This window comes from Streptomyces sp. NPDC032126, from assembly GCF_055580085.1.
Genome location: NZ_JBVIMA010000003.1, coordinates 319,271 through 335,527, shown reverse-complemented (window position 1 = coordinate 335,527; position 16,257 = coordinate 319,271). Strand labels below are relative to the sequence as shown.

Annotated in this window: 13 protein-coding genes; 3 read left to right on the top strand and 10 right to left on the bottom strand. The window is 73.2% G+C overall.

Going from position 1 to position 16,257, the window contains the following annotated elements; genetic code table 11:
* Positions 1-2: 2 nt before the first annotated feature.
* Both ACZ5NW_RS14485 and pdhA (ACZ5NW_RS14480) read right to left on the bottom strand, forming a co-directional pair.
* On the bottom strand, positions 3-983 hold the full coding sequence (locus ACZ5NW_RS14485) for an alpha-ketoacid dehydrogenase subunit beta (RefSeq protein ID WP_468744138.1): 981 nt from the start codon (positions 981-983) through the stop codon (positions 3-5).
* Between the two features lie 2 nt (positions 984-985).
* Positions 986-2,203: a pyruvate dehydrogenase (acetyl-transferring) E1 component subunit alpha gene (gene pdhA, locus ACZ5NW_RS14480; RefSeq protein WP_468744137.1), complete on the bottom strand. Its 1,218-nt coding sequence runs from the start codon at positions 2,201-2,203 to the stop codon at positions 986-988.
* Positions 2,204-2,736: 533 nt separating this feature from the next.
* On the opposite strand from pdhA (ACZ5NW_RS14480), the gene ACZ5NW_RS14475 reads away from it, so the two are divergent.
* Positions 2,737-3,753 (top strand): phosphotransferase, encoded by a 1,017-nt coding sequence (locus ACZ5NW_RS14475; protein WP_468744491.1) that lies wholly within the window; start codon positions 2,737-2,739, stop codon positions 3,751-3,753.
* A 93-nt stretch (positions 3,754-3,846) separates the two neighbouring features.
* Here ACZ5NW_RS14475 and ACZ5NW_RS14470 read toward each other — a convergent pair whose 3' ends face one another.
* Positions 3,847-5,418: a protein kinase domain-containing protein gene (locus ACZ5NW_RS14470; RefSeq protein WP_468744136.1), complete on the bottom strand. Its 1,572-nt coding sequence runs from the start codon at positions 5,416-5,418 to the stop codon at positions 3,847-3,849.
* 337 nt (positions 5,419-5,755) lie between these two features.
* Between ACZ5NW_RS14470 and ACZ5NW_RS14465 the strand changes: the two genes are divergently transcribed.
* A complete protein-coding gene (locus tag ACZ5NW_RS14465; RefSeq protein WP_468744135.1) occupies positions 5,756-7,375 on the top strand; it encodes a protein kinase domain-containing protein in 1,620 nt (539 codons plus the stop codon).
* A 93-nt stretch (positions 7,376-7,468) separates the two neighbouring features.
* Here the strand turns inward: ACZ5NW_RS14465 and ACZ5NW_RS14460 are convergent, their stop codons facing one another.
* The gene (locus tag ACZ5NW_RS14460) at positions 7,469-8,014 is read right to left on the bottom strand and encodes a bacterial proteasome activator family protein (protein ID WP_468744134.1); all 546 of its coding nucleotides are present in this window, start codon (positions 8,012-8,014) and stop codon (positions 7,469-7,471) included.
* A 139-nt stretch (positions 8,015-8,153) separates the two neighbouring features.
* Here ACZ5NW_RS14460 and ACZ5NW_RS14455 point away from each other — a divergent pair, with 139 nt between their 5' ends.
* A complete protein-coding gene (locus tag ACZ5NW_RS14455; RefSeq protein ID WP_468744133.1) occupies positions 8,154-8,636 on the top strand; it encodes a hypothetical protein in 483 nt (160 codons plus the stop codon).
* Positions 8,637-8,699: 63 nt separating this feature from the next.
* Here ACZ5NW_RS14455 and ACZ5NW_RS14450 read toward each other — a convergent pair whose 3' ends face one another.
* From ACZ5NW_RS14450 to pdhA (ACZ5NW_RS14425), 6 genes are all read right to left on the bottom strand, one after another.
* Positions 8,700-9,680 (bottom strand): NAD(P)H-quinone oxidoreductase, encoded by a 981-nt coding sequence (locus ACZ5NW_RS14450; protein ID WP_468744132.1) that lies wholly within the window; start codon positions 9,678-9,680, stop codon positions 8,700-8,702.
* Positions 9,681-9,774: 94 nt separating this feature from the next.
* Positions 9,775-11,127, bottom strand: coding sequence for a molybdopterin molybdotransferase MoeA (locus tag ACZ5NW_RS14445; protein WP_468744131.1), 1,353 nt, complete (start codon positions 11,125-11,127; stop codon positions 9,775-9,777).
* Entirely contained in the window at positions 11,124-12,335 is a 1,212-nt protein-coding gene (locus tag ACZ5NW_RS14440; protein ID WP_468744130.1) for an NTP transferase domain-containing protein, read from the bottom strand. The genes ACZ5NW_RS14445 and ACZ5NW_RS14440 overlap by 4 nt, the downstream gene beginning before the upstream one ends.
* A gap of 106 nt (positions 12,336-12,441) precedes the next feature.
* Positions 12,442-13,980, bottom strand: coding sequence for a dihydrolipoamide acetyltransferase family protein (locus ACZ5NW_RS14435; RefSeq protein ID WP_468744129.1), 1,539 nt, complete (start codon positions 13,978-13,980; stop codon positions 12,442-12,444).
* On the bottom strand, positions 13,980-14,984 hold the full coding sequence (locus ACZ5NW_RS14430; protein WP_468744128.1) for an alpha-ketoacid dehydrogenase subunit beta: 1,005 nt from the start codon (positions 14,982-14,984) through the stop codon (positions 13,980-13,982). The genes ACZ5NW_RS14435 and ACZ5NW_RS14430 overlap by 1 nt, the downstream gene beginning before the upstream one ends.
* Positions 14,984-16,117: a pyruvate dehydrogenase (acetyl-transferring) E1 component subunit alpha gene (pdhA, locus tag ACZ5NW_RS14425; RefSeq protein WP_468744127.1), complete on the bottom strand. Its 1,134-nt coding sequence runs from the start codon at positions 16,115-16,117 to the stop codon at positions 14,984-14,986. Before pdhA (ACZ5NW_RS14425) ends, ACZ5NW_RS14430 begins: the two co-directional genes overlap by 1 nt.
* Positions 16,118-16,257: the final 140 nt, after the last annotated feature.

Below are 16,257 nucleotides of genomic sequence, written 5' to 3'. Positions count from 1 at the left end.
CCTCAGTACGCCAGGGCACGGTCGACGGCGTCGAGCACCCGGTCCAGGCCCGGCAGGTACTCCTCCTCCAGGCGGGCCGGCGGGTACGGGGCGTGATAGCCGCCGACCCGGAGCACCGGGGCCTCCAGGTGGTAGAAGCAGCGCTCGGTGATACGGGCGGCGATCTCCGCGCCCGAGCCGAAGAACACCGGCGCCTCGTGGACCACGACCAGGCGGCGGGTCTTCTCCACGGACGCCTGGATGGCGTCGAAGTCGAGGGGGGAGACCGAGCGCAGGTCGAGGACCTCCAGGGACTTGCCCTCCTCGGCGGCCGCGTCGGCGACCTCCTGGCAGAGCTTCACCATCGGGCCGTAGGCGGCGAGGGTGAGGTCGGTGCCCTCGCGGACCACGCGCGCCTTGTGCAGGGGGCCGGGGATCGCCTCGGTGTTGACCTCGGCCTTGTCCCAGTAGCGCCGCTTGGGCTCGAAGTAGATCACCGGGTCGTCGCTCTGGATGGCCTGCTGCATCATCCAGTACGCGTCGGACGCGTTGGACGGGGAGACGATCTTCAGGCCCGCCACGTGCGCGAAGAGCGCCTCGGGGGACTCGGAGTGGTGCTCGACCGCGCCGATGCCGCCGCCGTAGGGGATGCGCACGACGACGGGCAGCTTGACCTTGCCGAGCGAGCGGGCGTGCATCTTCGCGAGCTGCGTGACGATCTGGTCGTAGGCGGGGAAGACGAAGCCGTCGAACTGGATCTCCACCACCGGGCGGTATCCGCGCAGGGCGAGGCCGATCGCGGTGCCGACGATGCCGGACTCCGCGAGGGGGGTGTCGATGACGCGGCTCTCGCCGAAGTCCTTCTGCAGGCCGTCGGTCACCCGGAAGACGCCACCGAGCTTGCCGACGTCCTCGCCCATGATGAGGACCTTCGGGTCCGCCTCCAGGGCGCGGCGCAGCGACTCGTTGATCGCCTTGGCCAGAGCCATCTTTTCCGCTGCCATGTTCAGGCCCCCTCTACGTCTGCGAACGACGCCTGGTAGGCGGCGAACTGGGCTCGCTCCTCGTCGACGAGCGCGTGCCCGTCCGCGTACACGTTCTCGAAGATGGCGAAGTGGTCCGGGTCCGGCATGGCACGGACCGCTTCGCGCACTCGCCTGCCCAACGCCTCGGACTCGGCTTCGAGTTCCGCGAAGAATCCCTCGTCCGCGTGGTTTGAGGCCTCCAGGTAGCGGCGCAGGCGCAGGATCGGGTCCTTCGCCTCCCAGGCCTGGCGCTCGTCGTCGTGGCGGTAGCGGGTGGGGTCGTCGGAGGTGGTGTGGGCGCCCATGCGGTAGGTGTACGCCTCGACGAGGGTCGGGCCCTCGCCGCGGCGCGCCCGCTCCAGGGCCCACTTGGTGACCGCGAGGCACGCGAGGACGTCGTTGCCGTCGACGCGCACACCGGGGAAGCCGAAGCCCTGCGCGCGCTGGTAGAGCGGCACACGGGTCTGCTTCTCGGTCGGCTCGGAGATCGCCCACTGGTTGTTCTGGCAGAAGAACACGACCGGGGCGTTGTAGACCGCGGAGAAGGTGAAGGACTCCGCGACGTCGCCCTGACTGGAGGCGCCGTCGCCGAAGTAGGCGATCACCGCGCTGTCCGCGCCGTCCTTGGCGATGCCCATCGCGTAGCCCGTGGCGTGCAGCGTCTGGGAGCCGATGACGATCGTGTACAGCTGGAAGTTGTTGCTGTTGGGGTCCCAGCCGCCGTTGTTCACGCCGCGGAACATGCCCAGCAGGTTCGTCGGGTCGACGCCCCGGCACCAGGCGACGCCGTGCTCGCGGTAGGTCGGGAAGACGTAGTCGTCCTCGCGGGTGGCGCGGCCGGAGCCGATCTGGGCGGCCTCCTGGCCGAGCAGCGAGGCCCACAGGCCCAGCTCGCCCTGGCGTTGCAGGGAGGTCGCCTCGGCGTCGAAGCGACGGGTGAGCACCATGTCGCGGTACAGGCCGCGCAGCTCGTCGGGCGTGATGCCGGCGACGAACTGGTCGTACGTGGTGTTCTCGACGCGCTCGCCCTCGGGCGTCAGCAGCTGCACGAGCTCGGGCTCGGCGCTCTTCGCGGCGGCCTTCTTCGCAGCGGCGGTGGTGCGCCTGGCGCCGGTGCCGGCCGCCTTGCTGCCGGTGGTGCCGGCCTTGCTTCCGGCGCTGCGTCGCGGCTGGCGCGCGGCAGTGCTCTCCACGGTCACGTGTGCTCCTCCGTCGGTCCGGCCCCCGGGGTTGCCGGGTGGCCAGTGCGGCTCACCTGATTCCGACATCCGGGCACGGGGTGGGTGCCACTCGGCCGGGAACAGGCGTGACAGGTGCCCCGGCGAGCGCCCTGCGGCTATCACGTTACCCAGTGCTCCACATTTCTGTGAAACATCCCCTGACCTGCGTTTTTGCTTGGATTTCCAAGTAAATCCGCAGACCCGGTAAGGACCCTGGTCACAGCCTTGCAGGAGGCCGGAGCAACGGCACGTTATCCCGCGCACCCAGGCCACGGGAAGAGTTTCTCGGCAGCCGCCCTCGCCGCGCTCCGGCGACCCGCCCCGGCGTACGAGCCTGACTTTCCGCGGGCGATTCCGCACCTCGCGACCGTGCGCTCACCGGACGACGGCCTGGAGCGACACTTCCCGCACATCCTGTGAACGGAAACGACTGTCTGTGACAACGCCCAGCTCACAGGCCCATTGTGTGCCCTAGCATCTGGCGCGTGCCGCGACTCTGTGTACCACCCCTCGTGCCCCACGCGCCCCCTTTGAGCGCCCTTCTCCGCCGGTACGCCGCCGGTACGGCCCTCGCCTGCGAGCCGGTCGAGCAGGGGCTGCTGAACCGGGGCTACCGCCTGCGCACCACCCGCGGCCACTACTTCCTGAAGCACCACTTCGACCCCGACACCGCCGACCCCGCCGCGATCGCCCGCCAGCACCACGCCACCCGGCGACTGGCGGACCTGGGCGTGCCCGTCGCGCCCCCGCTCCCCGGCCGGGACGGCCGCACGGTCGCCGTCGTCGGCGGCCACGCCTACGCCCTGCACCCCTGGATCGACGGGCGCCACCACCACGGCACCCAGCTCACCACGGCGCAGTGCGCCCGCCTCGGGGCGCTGCTGGGGGTGGTGCACGCCGGTCTGGAGCGCGTGATGGCGACGAAGGGGCGCGTGCCCAGCCGGTCGGGCCCCCACCCCGTGGAGAGCGCCGACCCCGTCGACACCTTCACGCTGATCGACGATCTCCTCGCGCGCGTGCGCCGGCACCGGCCGGCCGACTCCTTCGACGAGCTGGCCCGGCACCGGCTGCTGGAACGCCGGGCCCTGCTGGAGCGGCACGCGGACCGGCGGCCTCCGCGCGGCGGCTCGGTCGGCTGGGTGCACGGGGACTTCCACCCTTTCAACCTGCTCTACCGGGGCGAGGCCCCCGCCGCCATCGTCGACTGGGACCGCCTGTGCGTACAGCCCCGCGCGGAGGAGACCGTACGCGCCGCCGTCATCTTCTTCGTACGGCCCGACGGCACCCTCGACCTGCCCAGGGCCCGGGCCTACGCGCGCGCGTACCGCAGGGCGGCCGGGGCCACACCGTCCCAGCTCGCGGCGGCCGTGCACCGCGTGTGGTGGGAGCGCCTGAACGACTTCTGGATGCTGCGCTGGCACTACGAACGCGGTGACACGCGCGCGGACTCCCAGTTCCCCGCCTCGTCGGCGCTCGCCGTGTGGTGGACCAGGGAGTACGACACGGTGTGCGACGCGTTCGTCGACTGACCCGTCTGCCCGCCACGCACCACGCGCGCGGGGAGCGGCTCTTCGGCTCCACGCGCGCGTGAGGGACGGTCAGCAGGCCCGGGCGGCCCGGCGTTACGGCAGGCTGAACGGAGTCGGGTCGCCGCCCGAGCCGCCGCCCGAGCCCGGGTCCGACGTGCCGCCGTCGGTCGGCGTCGTGTCGGTCGGATCGTCGCTCGGCTGGGTCTCGGTGTCCGAGGGCTGGCCCGACGGCTCGTCACTGGAATCGCCGGACGGGCTCTCCGACGGCTTGTAGGACGGCTTGTAGGACGGCGACCAGTTCGACCCGGAGTCGGAGCCGGTGCTGTCGTCCGAGGTGTCGTCGGAGGACTCGTCGGACGTCTCCTCGCTCGGCGACGCGGTGGCGGAGTCCTGGGTCGCGCTCGGCGAGGCGGTCGGCGACTGCTTCGTACCGCCCTTGTTGTCGTTGCCGCCCGCGTTCTGCAGCGCCAGCGCGACTCCCGCGGCGATCGCGATGACCGCGAGGACGGCCAGCACCCACAGCTTGCCGCGGCCGCTGCCCTTGTTGCCGTGGCCCTCGAAACCGCCGTCGTCGCCGCCCCCGTACCCGGTGGGCAGGATCGGCTGGGGGATCTGCGTGGTGCCGTCGCCGGCGTGCGCCATGACCGCGGTGCCGGCGAAGCCCGCCGACGGGGTGTTGCCGTTCGCCGGCGCGTCGACCGGGCCGGTGTTCCAGGTGCCGGTGTGGGCGCCCTGGTCGTAGAGCATCTGCAGCGCGTACTGCACTAGTCCGCGCATCTCCTCGGCCGTCTGGAACCGGTCGTCGGGTTCCTTGGCGAGGGAGCGCATGACGAGGCCGTCGAGCTCCGGCGGGCAGGCGCCGTCCGACTGCCGGGACGGCGGGACGGGGATGTCCTGAACGTGCTGGTAGACCACCGACAGCGGCGTCTCGCCGGTGAACGGGGGCCGCAGCGCGAGGAGTTCGTAGAGGAGGCAGCCCGTCGCGTACAGGTCGGAGCGGTGGTCGACGGCCTTGCCGAGCGCCTGCTCCGGCGACAGGTACTGCGGGGTGCCCATCACCATGCCGGTCTGCGTCATCGTCGTGGACGCGCCGTGCAGGGCGCGGGCGATGCCGAAGTCCATCACCTTGACGGCACCGTTGTGGGTGATGATGACGTTCGCCGGCTTGATGTCGCGGTGCACGATGCCGTGCTGATGCGAGTAGGCCAGCGCCTCCAGCACCCCGGACACGATGATCAGCGCCTGCTCGGGGCCCGGCGCCTCGGCGTTGAGGAGGAGGTCGCGGATCGTGCGCCCCTCGACGATCTCCATCACGATGTACGGCACGGACTGGCCGCCGACGAAGTCCTCGCCGGAGTCGTACACGGCGACGATCGCGTGGTGGTTGAGACCGGCCACCGACTGGGCCTCGCGCGTGAAGCGGGCCTTGGACACCGGGTCTTCGGCGAGGTCGGCGCGCAGCAGCTTGACCGCGACGGTGCGTCCCAGCCGGACGTCCTCCGCCGCGAACACTTCGGCCATGCCGCCCCGGCCGAGCCTGCGGGTCAGGCGGTACCGGCCGTCCCCGACGAGCCCGCCGTTGCCCCAGTTCTCCGGCGCGTCCGACATGCCGCCGCCAGTCGCCTCGGGGTCGGACGGGCCCTGAGAGCGCTGCTGCTGTGCCATCAGTCCTCGCCGTCGTTTCTGCCCGCGGTGCGCGCGGTGTTGTCACGGTCTTAGTCGGCCACGCTACAGCCTCCACGGGGGCCGCCGGACCGGGACGACCCCGCTGACCGGCCCGAGACGGACCGGCCGTACCAGCCGTATCACGGGCCGTGGTGCGCTTTCTGTGTACCGCTCGTACGCCTGCTGTAACGCTTCCGCGACGCTTCCTTCGCGTACGGTCACGGAACGGGCACCGAGCTTGACGTGTCAGTGCCCTCGGGCAGACTTGGCCGAGAATGAGACATTCGATCATCGACAGTCGAGCCGGCGCCAGAAGGCCGATGGGGGACGCAGAGACATGAGCCAGGACGGCGCACACGGCCGGTACGCGGGGCGTTCGCTCGCCGGTGGCCGCTACCAGCTGCGCGACTTGCTCGGCGAGGGCGGCATGGCCTCGGTGCACCTGGCGTACGACGCCGTGCTCGACCGCCAGGTCGCGATCAAGACGCTGCACACCGAGCTCGGCCGTGAGCAGGCCTTCCGCGAGCGCTTCCGCCGCGAGGCCCAGGCCGTGGCCAAGCTCACGCACACCAACATCGTCTCCGTCTTCGACACCGGTGAGGACGATGTCGACGGCATGACGACCCCGTACATCGTCATGGAGTACGTCGAGGGCAAGCCGCTCGGCTCTGTTCTCGACGCGGACGTACGGCAGTTCGGCGCGATGCCCGCCGACAAGGCGCTGAAGGTCACCGCGGATGTGCTGGCGGCGCTGGAGATCAGCCATGAGATGGGGCTGGTCCACCGCGACATCAAGCCGGGCAACGTGATGGTGACCAAGCGCGGCGTCGTCAAGGTGATGGACTTCGGCATCGCGCGCGCGATGCAGTCCGGCGTCACGTCGATGACGCAGACCGGCATGGTCGTCGGCACCCCGCAGTACCTGTCGCCGGAGCAGGCCCTCGGCCGCGGTGTGGACGCCCGCTCCGACCTGTACTCGGTCGGCATCATGCTGTTCCAACTGGTCACCGGGCGGCTGCCGTTCGACGCGGACTCGCCGCTGGCGATCGCCTACGCGCATGTGCAGGAGGAGCCGGTCGCCGCGTCCTCCATCAACCGCGCGCTGCCGCCGGCCGTGGACGCGCTGATCGCCCGCGCGCTGAAGAAGAACCCGAACGAGCGCTTCCCGACCGCCGTCGCCATGCGCGACGAGTGCCTGCGCGTCGCCGCCTCCTTCCAGGCGACGCCGCCGAGCATCGTGCCGGGCACGCCCACGCAGAGCGGCGCGGGCGTCGGCTCCGCGGTGTTCCCGCCGGTCGGCCAGACCCCGCCGCCGGCCGCGGGCCAGGTGCAGACGCCGTACCAGCCGCAGACCCCGAACCCGTACAGCACCCCGGCGCCCGCCCCGGCCTACGGCTACCCGCAGCAGGGCGGCTACCAGACGCCGACGCCCTATCAGCAGGGCGCGCCGACGCCTCCCGCGTACAACCTCAGCCCGCAGCCGTCGAGGTCGGTGTCCTCGGGCGGCGGCAAGAACAACAGGCCGGTGATCATCGGCTCGGTGGTCGTCGCGGTCGTCGCGGTGGGCGCGCTGATCGGGGCGCTGTTGTACGCCGGCGGCAGCGAGGACGAGGGCGGCGGCACCACGACCTCCTCCCCGCCGGCGACGCGGGCGGCCGGTTACCGGGGCCCGGACACGTCCAAGACGATCGACCCGACGGAGTGCAGCGAGCCCGAGGAGTCGTACAACGACCCGGACAAGATCCGGATGCCGAGCTTCAAGTTCAAGAACATCACGTCGGTCAAGGAGTGCTTCCAGGCCGCCGGCTGGACGATGAAGATCAAGCAGTACGAGGAGAACACGTACGGCGAGGGGACGGTCATGGACCAGTTCCCGTCCGCCGACACGGACGTCGACCCCAAGCACATGCCGGAGATCGAACTGAGCGTGTCGACGGGGTACCCGCCGGCGGGCTGACCCCCACGGACACAGAGGGCCCGGCGATCTTCGCCGGGCCCTTGGTCATGGGCTGTGTCTATAGCGTCTCTAGGTGTCTTCTATAGGTGTCTTCTATAGGTAGGGCCCGCCCGAGCGGCCGCCCGGGTGCTGGTCGTCGGCGCCCTCGTGGGCGACGCCCGGCGGCAGCGCCCGGCGCATCTGCTCCAGCTGGGCCCGCGCGGCCATCTGCTGGGCGAACAGCGTGGTCTGGATGCCATGGAACAGGCCCTCCAGCCAGCCGACCAACTGCGCCTGGGCGATGCGCAGTTCCGCGTCGGAGGGCGTTCCGTCGTCCGTGAAGGGCAGCGAGAGCCGCTCCAGCTCCTCGACCAGCTCCGGGGCGAGACCGTCCTCCAGCTCCTTCACCGAGCTGCGGTGGATCTCCTTCAGCCGGACCCGGCTCGCCTCGTCCAGGGGAGCGGCGCGCACCTCCTCCAGGAGCTGCTTGATCATGCTGCCGATCCGCATGACCTTGGCCGGCTGCTCGACCTGCTCCGTCACCGGGATCTCGCGGGAGTCCTCGTCTGCGTCCATGCCGCCGAGCGCCATGCCGTCCTGGCCCACCACCAGGATCCGCTGGGCGTTCTCCGGCGACCTTTCGTTCCTCGGCATCTCCATGCCGCCATTCTCTCGCACGCGTACATCTCATCAGCGGGGTGCCCCCGATGGGGGGTGATCCACCGTCTTGCCCGCACGAACCGCCCGACATGGACGCGCGTGAAATGCCCCGAACGTCCCACTGTGTGAGGCTTGCCCCGTGACGGCATGGTGGCGCGCGTGGTGGGTGACGGGAGCGGCCCTGCTCGCCTGCGGAACGGTCCCTTCGTACGGCGTCGAGCACCACGCCGCGCCGGCCGCTCCCTCGGCGTCGGCGTCGGCGTCGTCCTCCCCCGCCGAGCCGGACCGGGCGGGGAGTGGGGCGGGCGAGGGGCGGGTCCGGCCGGGGCGGACCGTGAGCGCGCCGGAGGACGACGATGACGTGGCGGAGGAGGGCGCGGCGGAGGACGGCGGCGAGGAAGAGGAGGGCGTCGAGGAGGAAGGCGTCGGCCCGGCGCCGAGCCCCTCCCCGACCACCGCCCCGGTTCCTTCCACGGCCCCGGATCCGGCCGAGGCGCAGGCCGCCGAACCCTCCGAGCCCGCCGGCCGCGTGCTGCGCGTCCTGCCGCTCGGCAGCGGCCTGATCCTGATCGGCCTGGGCTTCGGCCTCGCGTTCTTCGCCCTGCGACTGCGACGGGACTAGGGACTTTCTTTCGGATCTGGTCGGCGCCTGGAGGCGAGGGCCGACCGCTGCGGACGTTCAGCTCTAGGGTGCGACCAGCAGGACCTTGCCCACGTGGCCGCTCTCCTCGACGAGGCGGTGGGCGTCCGGGGCCTGGGGCATCGGGATCTCGCGGTCGACGACCGGCTGGACATGGCCGGCGTCGAGCAGCGGCCAGACATGCTCGCGCACGGCCGCGACGATGGCCGCCTTCTCCCCGAGCGGACGGGCCCGCAACGAGGTCGCGCTGATCGCGGCCCGCTTGGCGAGCAGCGCGGCGATGTTCAGTTCGCCCTTGATGCCGCCCTGCATACCGATGATCGCGAGCCGTCCGTTGACGGCGAGCGCCCGGACGTTGCGGTCGAGGTACTTGGCGCCCATGTTGTCGAGGATGACGTCGGCACCCGCGCCGTCGGTGGCCCGGGCGATCTCCTCGACGAAGTCCTGCTCCCGGTAGTTGATCAGGATGTCCGCGCCCAGCTCGGCACACCGGTCGAGCTTCTCCCGGGTGCCGGCCGTGACGGCGACCTTCGCGCCGACCGCCTTGGCGAGCTGGACCGCCATGGTGCCGATGCCGCTGGAGCCACCGTGCACGAGCAGGGTCTCACCGGGGCGCAGATGGGCGATCATGAAGACGTTCGACCAGACCGTGCACACCACCTCGGGCAGCGCGGCCGCCCGCGTGAGGTCCACGCCCTTGGGGACCGGCAGCAGCTGGCCGGCGGGGACCAGCACCTTCTCGGCGTATCCGCCGCCGGAGAGCAGCGCGCACACCTCGTCGCCGACGGACCAGCCGGACACCCCGGGGCCCAGCGCGGCGATCCGGCCCGAGCACTCCAGGCCCGGGTAGGGGGAGGCGCCGGGCGGCGGGTCGTAGAAGCCCTGCCGTTGCAGGATGTCCGCGCGGTTGACGGCGCTGGCCACCACCTCGACCAGGACCTCGCCCTCGCCGGGCTCCGGGTCGGGCACCTCGGCCCACACCAGCGCCTCGGGGCCACCAGGTTCGGGAATCGTGATCGCATGCATGAGCAGGACGCTACCGCCCGGCCCGGCCCGTGGGAGCCCTCAGCGCTCCCGCGCCCGGCCGGGGTCCGGGGCCGGGTCCGGGTCCTTCACGGTTTCACGTGAAACATGCCCCGATTCCGGCGGTCGCCCACGGCAGATCCAGCAGTTCCACCTCGTGGCCCGCCCGCGACCCGCCCGGCGGTACGACGGCCAGCGCGTCGGCGGCCGCGATGCCCCGCAGCATCGCCGGACCGTTGTAGTGCAGCGGCATCGCATGGTCACCCCGCAGCACCACCGGAATGAGCCGGGTGTCGTACGGATGCCCGTGCGCCGCCTCCTTCAGCGGCAGCGCGTACGGCTCCGGCGCGGGACGCGCGGCCAGGGTGCGCAGCAGGGGTTCGGCGAGGGTGAGCAGGCCGGAGACGGCGGCGAGCGGATTGCCGGGCAGACCCACGAGGTGCTGGGTGGCGTTGAGGCGGGCCAGCAGCATGGGGTGCCCGGGGCGCACCTTGACGCCGTCCACCAGCAGCTCGGCCTCGACGCGGCGCAGGATCGGGTGGACGTGGTCGACGGGGCCGCTCGCGGTGCCGCCCGTGGTGACGATCAGGTCGGCGGCGGAGGACGTCACGGCCCGATGCAGGGCCTCCGCGTCGTCGCCGAGCCGCCGGACGTCCAGCACCTCGGCGCCCAGAGCCCGCAGCCACGGCGGCAGCATCGGGCCGAGTGCGTCCCGGATCAGTCCGTCGTGCGGACGTCCCTCGGTGAGCAGCTCATCGCCCAGGACGAGGACCTCGACGCGGGGACGCGGGACGGCGGCGAGGGTGTCGTATCCGGCGGCCGCCGCGAGGCCGAGGACGGCGGGGGTGACGACGGCTCCCATGGGCAGCAACTGATCGCCGCTACGGCACTCCTGGCCCCGGGGCCGGATGTCCTGGCCGTGGACGACGTCCCGGGTGGGGTGCAGCCGGCCCTTGTCGTCGAGGCGGCCGTGTTCGCTGCGCAGGACGGCGGTGGTGTCCGGGGGGATGCGGGCGCCGGTGGCGATCCGGACGGCCTCGCCGTCGGCGAGCGGGGCGGGTGCCGCGTGGCCGGCCAGCACGCCCTCGTCGCGCACGGCCCAGGGGCCCGGCCCGGCGACCGCCCAGCCGTCCATCGCGGAGGTGTCGAACGAGGGGAGGTCGGTCAGGGCGGCCAGGGGAGCGGCGAGGACGAGGCCGAGGGCGTCGGCGAGGGTGACGGAGACGGGGGTGCGGCGGGCGGCACCGGCGCGGGCCGCGATCGCCCGGGCCTCGGGCCAGGGGGTCGCCCGGTGGTGGGTGTCGTGGCGGGGGGAAGCGGGCTGCGCGGCCCCGGGCACACCTGCGGGGCCCCGGGCGGCGGAGCCGTTGCCGTCCTTCACGAGGGCCAGCACCTCCTCGACGTCGAGGTCCTCGGCGTCCTGGTCCTCCCGGACACCCCGGGCGGTCATCCGGCGTCCGGGCGGGTGTCGGGGGTGGCGTCGGGGGCCACGTCGGGCTTGCCGTCCCCGGTGTCCTCCCGCGCCCAGCGCAGGGCCAGGTCGGCGGCTTTGCGGGCGGCCTCGGCGACCGCCTCGGGGCCGCCCCCGGCGTGTGCGGCGGCGTAGCCGACGAGGAACGTGGTCAGCGGGGCGGCGGGCCGGGCCACGCCGTGGGCGGCGTCGCGGGCGAGGTCGAGAAGGACGCCGGTGTCGACCTCCAGGTCGATGCCCAGCTCGTCCTTGACTGCGGAGATCCATTCTTCCAACACGTGGCCATGCTCCCTGATACGTGCCCTGGCGGCGGCGAGGTCGTCCCAGGTGTCGCAGTCGAAGGACGCGACGGGGTCGGGGACGCGGGTGAGGTTGAGTTCAGCGGTGAGCAACCGCAACGGACGCCCGGCGAGGCCGTGCTTGTGGCCGGGGGCGGAGGGGTGCTCGGCGGCGGCGTGCTCGTCGTCGGCGGCGGAGGCGGCGGCGCGCTCATGGCCTGCGGCGGTGGCGGGCTCGCGGCCGGAGGCGACAGCGGGCTCGCGGCCGGAGGCGGTGGCGGGCTCATGGCCTGCGGCGGTGGCGGGCTCGCGGCCGGAGGCGACAGCGGGCTCGCGGCCGGAGGCGGTGGCGGGCTCATGGCCTGCGGCGGCGGTGGGCTCGCGGCCGGAGGCGACAGCGGGCTCGCGGCCGGAGGCGGTGGCGGGCTCGTGGCCGGAGGCGGCGGTGGGCTCGTGGCCGGAGGCGGTGGTGGTGAGGAGTTGTCGCAGGCGTCGGGTGGCATAGGCGGCGACGAGGGGCTGGTCGCGGCCGTCGGCGTCGGTGAGCAGGGCGCCCTCGGCGCCGCTCGACCGAAGGGCGGTCAGCAGTCGGCGTACCGTGCCGGACGCGAGGAAGGGCAGGTCGGCGGAGAGGACGACGACCTGGTCGGCGGTGACGCGGTCGAGACCGGCGCCGAGCGCGGCCAGCGGGCCACCGCCGGGCGGTTCCTCGCGCGCCCAGGTCACGGGGCGGGCCGTGGGGCGGGGGTCGGCGACGACGACCGTCGTGCGCGCGTCGGCGCAGGCGGCGAGCACCCGGTCGAGGAGCGCGCGTCCGCCGACGCGCAGGCCCGGCTTGTCGGCGCCCCCGAGCCGCCGGGCACCGCCACCGGCGAGGACGATGGCGTCGTAGGGCTCGTTCGAGGTCACCCCCCGAGTATGCGACCCTCCGGCCCGGGGGAACGGGCCGGAGGGCCTCCGTCGTCACGGGGTGCTCGGCAGCACCGCTGTCAGACGGTCCGCGGCGGTACCGCCGTCACAGGGTCCGCAGCAGCACCGCCGGTTGTTCGACGCAGTCCGCCACATAGCGCAGGAAGCCGCCCGCGGTGCCGCCGTCGCAGACCCGGTGGTCGAAGGTGAGCGAGAGCTGGACGACCTGGCGCACGGCCAGTTCGCCCTCGTGCACCCACGGCTTGGGCACGATGCGGCCGACGCCGAGCATCGCCGCCTCGGGGTGGTTGATGATCGGCGTGGAGCCGTCGACGCCGAACACGCCGTAGTTGTTGAGCGTGAAGGTGCCGCCGGTCAGGTCGGCGGGCGTGAGGCTGCCCGCGCGGGCGGCCTCGGTGAGCCGGCCGAACTCCGCGGTGAGTCCCTCCGCGTCGCGCGCGTGGGCGTCCCGGACGACGGGGACGACCAGTCCGCGCGGGGTCTGGGCGGCGAAGCCCAGGTGCACATGGTCCAGCTGGACGACCTCGCGGGCCTCCAGGTCGACCGTGGAGTTCAGCTCGGGGTAGCGGGCCAGGGCGGCCGTGCAGATCCGGGCGAGGAGCGCCAGCAGGGAGATCTTCGGCCCCCCGGCCGCGTTCATCGCCGTACGCGCGCGCATGAGTTCGGTGGCGTCCGCGTCCACCCAGCAGGTCGCGTCCGGGATCTCGCGCCGGCTGCGGGACAGCTTGTCGGCGACCGCGCCCCGGACTCCCTTGAGGGGGACGCGGGTGCCGCCGGTGAGGGCGGAGGACGCGGTGACCGTCGGTGCCGTCACGCGGGCGGGCGCACCGGGCGACGGCTGGAGCTGGGGGGCCTGGGCCGGGGTCGCCTGGGTACGGGGCCGTGTGCCGCGTCCCTGCGCGGCGGCGACCCGCAGCGCGTCCTCCACGTCGGCCCGCAGAATCAGTCCGTCGGGCCCGGAGCCGGTCAACTCCCGCAGATCCAGGCCGTTCTCCCGGGCGAGCCGCCGCACGAGGGGCGAGATCACGGGGACGGGTCCCTCACCGCGGCCGGTGTCGACGGCGGGAGCGGCACCCACGGGGGCCGAAGGGGCCGCCGGAGAGCCGCTCGCCACGCCGTTCGCGGCGGTCGGCGCTGCGGCCGACGCGGTGGCCGAGGGGGTCGTCGGCCGGACCCGCCTGCGGCGCGCGGGAGGCGCCCCCGTGCCGTAGCCCACGAGCACATTGCCGGAGCCCTCGCGCCCGGAAGCCGCACCCGAACCACCGCCCGGGCCTGTGCCGGCGCCGCCGCCCGGTACCGCTCCCGGGGTCCCGTCCGCGCCGGTCGGCCGGTCCAGCGAACCCTCGTCCGATCCATCGGCCGGACCGCCGGAGGCCGGCGCGCCGACGGCGACCGTCAGCAGCGGGGCGCCGACCGGCAGTTCCGTGCCCTCCTCGCCGAAGCGGGCGGTGACCACGCCGCCGTAGGGGCAGGGGACCTCGACCATCGCCTTGGCCGTCTCGACCTCGACGACGGGCTGGTCGATGGCGACGACATCGCCGACCTCGACCAGCCAGCGCACGATCTCCGCCTCGGTGAGCCCCTCACCGAGGTCGGGCAGCTTGAACTCCAGCACCTGTGCCATCAGTTCTGGGCCTCCCATTGCAGACGCGCCACGGCGTCCAGGATGCGGTCGACGCCGGGCAGGTGGTGGCGCTCCAGCATCGGCGGCGGATACGGGATGTCGAAGCCGGCGACGCGGAGCACCGGCGCCTCCAGGTGGTGGAAGCAGCGCTCCGTGACGCGGGCCGCGATCTCCCCGCCCGGGCCGCCGAAGGAGCCCGATTCGTGCACGACGACCGCACGGCCGGTCCGCCGCACCGAGGCGCAGACCGTCTCGTCGTCGAAAGGCACCAGGGAACGCAGGTCGACGACTTCGAGGTCCCAGCCCTCCGCCCGGGCCGCCTCGGCGGCTTCGAGGCAGACGGGCACCGACGGACCGTAGGTGATGAGGGTGGCGCTCCGGCCCGAGCGCCGCACCACCGCGCGGCCTATCGGGTCAACGGTCTGCGGGTCGTCCGGGTTCCAGGTGTCCTTCGACCAGTACAGCCGCTTCGGTTCGAGGACGACGACCGGGTCGTCGGAGGCGATGGCGGCGCGCAGCAGCCCGTAGGCGTCGGCGACGGTGGCGGGCGTGACGACATGGAGCCCCGGAGTCGCCATGTAGTACGCCTCGGAGGAGTCGCTGTGGTGCTCGACTCCGCCGATGCCGCCGCCGTAGGGGACGCGGATCGTGATCGGCAGGGGCATCTTGCCGCCCGTGCGGTTGCGCATCCGCGCGACATGGCTGATCAGCTGCTCGAACGCGGGGTAGGCGAAGGCGTCGAACTGCATCTCCACGACCGGACGCAGCCCGTACATCGCCATGCCGACGGCGGTGCCGAGGATGCCGGCCTCGGCGAGGGGGGTGTCGGTGCAGCGGTCCTCGCCGAACTCCTTGGCGAGGCCGTCGGTGACGCGGAAGACGCCGCCCAGCGTGCCGACGTCCTCGCCCATCACATGGACGGTGGGGTCGGCGGCCATCGCGTCGCGCAGCGCGCGCGTGAGGGCCTGGGCCATGGTGGCCGGCTTGAGGGCGACGGTGGCCATCAGTGGGTCCCTTCCTGCTCGGCGTCCAGCTCGGCGCGCAGCAGGGCGCGCTGCTCCCGCAGCTGCGGGGTGGGCTCGGCGTAGACGTGGGCGAACAGGTCCATGGGGTCGAGCTCCGGGTCCCGGTTCATGCGCTCGCGCAGGGCGGCGGCCATGGCCTCGGCGTCCTGGCGGGCGGCCTCGATGCCGTCCTCGTCGAGCAGGCCGCGCTCGGTCAGCTCGTGCTCCAGCAGCCGGATCGGGTCGTGCTCGCGCCAGGTCTCGACCTCGTCCGCGCCGCGGTAGCGGGTGGCGTCGTCGGCGTTGGTGTGGGCGTCGATGCGGTAGGTGATCGCCTCGACGAGGGTGGGGCCGCCGCCGGCGCGCGCGTGGCGCACGGCGTCGGAGAGGACCTCGTGCACGGCGGCCGCGTCGTTTCCGTCGACCAGGCGGCCCGGCATGCCGTATCCGACGGCCTTGTGGGCCAGGGAGGGCGCGGCGGTCTGCTTGGCGAGCGGCACGGAGATCGCGAAGCCGTTGTTCTGGACGAGGAAGACGACGGGGGCCTGCCAGACGGCCGCGAAGTTCAGCGCCTCGTGGAAGTCGCCCTCGCTGGTGCCGCCGTCGCCGACCATGGCCAGCGCGACCACGTCGTCGCCCTTGAGGCGGGCGGCGTGGGCGAGGCCGACGGCGTGCGGGAGCTGGGTGGCGAGCGGGGTGCACAGGGGGGCCACGCGGTGGGCGTACGGGTCGTAGCCGGTGTGCCAGTCGCCGCGGAGCAGGGTGAGCGCCTCGACGGGGTCCACGCCGCGTGCGACGGCGGCGAGGGTGTCGCGGTAGCTCGGGAAGAGCCAGTCGCGTTCCTTGAGGGCCAGCGCGGCGGCGACCTCGCAGGCCTCCTGACCGGTGCTGGAGGGGTAGACGGCGAGGCGGCCCTGCTTGGTGAGGGCGGTGGCCTGCGTGTTGTACCGGCGACCGCGCACCAGCTGGGCGTAGAGCCGGCGCAGCAGCTCCGGGTCGGCCTTGGCTGCGGCCTCGGTGCCCAGGACGCGGTACGGCTCCGCGTCGGGCAGCAGCGGCGCGGGGTCCATGCGGGGCTGCCAGGCGGGCGGCGGCGTGGGCCGGTAAGCGCCTCGCTGCTCCATGACCGTCATGACGGCACCTCCTCGTGGGAGCGGCTACGGGGAGGCGCGTCGGCTGTGATGCGCCTCACCTACCGATTGTTCGGTCGTCGGCACATTTTGGCTACGGGTGGCCTCAGGCTGTGGACAAACGGTTCTGCACAGCCTGAGAT

Bases quoted from the DNA above. Each gene is read 5' to 3' on its own strand.
- ACZ5NW_RS14485 (WP_468744138.1), bottom strand. From the start codon at position 983: ATGGCAGCGGAAAAGATGGCTCTGGCCAAGGCGATCAACGAGTCGCTG.
- ACZ5NW_RS14470 (WP_468744136.1), bottom strand. From the start codon at position 5,418: ATGGCACAGCAGCAGCGCTCTCAGGGCCCGTCCGACCCCGAGGCGACT.
- ACZ5NW_RS14465 (WP_468744135.1), top strand. From the start codon at position 5,756: ATGAGCCAGGACGGCGCACACGGCCGGTACGCGGGGCGTTCGCTCGCC.
- ACZ5NW_RS14460 (WP_468744134.1), bottom strand. From the start codon at position 8,014: ATGGAGATGCCGAGGAACGAAAGGTCGCCGGAGAACGCCCAGCGGATC.
- ACZ5NW_RS14450 (WP_468744132.1), bottom strand. From the start codon at position 9,680: ATGCATGCGATCACGATTCCCGAACCTGGTGGCCCCGAGGCGCTGGTG.
- ACZ5NW_RS14445 (WP_468744131.1), bottom strand. From the start codon at position 11,127: ATGACCGCCCGGGGTGTCCGGGAGGACCAGGACGCCGAGGACCTCGAC.
- ACZ5NW_RS14435 (WP_468744129.1), bottom strand. From the start codon at position 13,980: ATGGCACAGGTGCTGGAGTTCAAGCTGCCCGACCTCGGTGAGGGGCTC.
- ACZ5NW_RS14430 (WP_468744128.1), bottom strand. From the start codon at position 14,984: ATGGCCACCGTCGCCCTCAAGCCGGCCACCATGGCCCAGGCCCTCACG.
- pdhA (WP_468744127.1), bottom strand. From the start codon at position 16,117: ATGACGGTCATGGAGCAGCGAGGCGCTTACCGGCCCACGCCGCCGCCC.